The organism is Pseudoalteromonas sp. MMG024, from assembly GCF_021654175.1.
In the GTDB taxonomy this organism is placed as follows: Bacteria; Pseudomonadota; Gammaproteobacteria; order Enterobacterales; family Alteromonadaceae; genus Pseudoalteromonas.
On record NZ_JAKFZO010000070.1, the window covers coordinates 1 to 334 of the forward strand.

The 334-nt window shown below is 33.8% G+C and carries 1 protein-coding gene; it reads right to left on the reverse strand.

The features are described 5' to 3' along the window. Positions 1–4: 4 nt before the first annotated feature. On the reverse strand, positions 5–334 hold a 330-nt coding region (locus L1068_RS21905; RefSeq protein WP_237131973.1), incomplete at its 5' end, for a hypothetical protein.

Below are 334 nucleotides of genomic sequence, written 5' to 3' on the forward strand. Positions count from 1 at the left end.
TGTTTCAAACCCACAGTTTCCAGCGGTAAAGATTACCCTCAGTTTCAGATGCTAAATCAACATAGCACTCTGTTAAGTGCTTAAGATGTTTAGCATTTAAGTCTGTTTTAATTTTAAAACCTGAGAAGTATATCCCGTCAAGTTGATACTTAATCATCGTATCATGATGTTCCCAATGATAGATTTTTCTAAAGTATTCTTTAGCCATTTTCTCGCTAGGAAAGGAAAACACTAATTCGAATTCAGTAGATTCTAAATCAGAGTGATCTTTTCGAAGTGACTTAACTATTGTTTCGATTCTATCCATGCTCAACTTGAAACATAACGCTTGAAA